This is a genomic window from Turicimonas sp. TL08 (assembly GCF_054660695.1).
On sequence record NZ_BAAGDP010000115.1, the window covers coordinates 1 to 251 of the forward strand.

At 39.0% G+C, this 251-nt stretch carries 1 protein-coding gene; it reads left to right on the forward strand.

The window, feature by feature from the left end; genetic code table 11:
* The coding region (locus ACYQ4O_RS13180; RefSeq protein WP_460175896.1) for a hypothetical protein at positions 1-251 on the forward strand (251 nt) is incomplete at both ends.

Sequence of the window (251 nt, forward strand, 5' to 3'; positions counted from 1 at the left end):
GGAAAAGGGTGCATGTCGAAGACTTGCCTTCAATTAAAGCTCACTTAGACCAGTATCTAACTAAACTATCTCGACGGGCAGATAAAGGAGATACTCCTTACAATCTTCGTAACTGCGCTTATTTGGAGGATTTTTTAAAACCAAAAATTGTCTGGCCACGTCTGATGAGGATATCTAAAACCCAGGATAATACCTTTCCTCGATTCGCATATGTTGAGAAAGAAATGTTTACGGTTGACAGCTTATGTTTT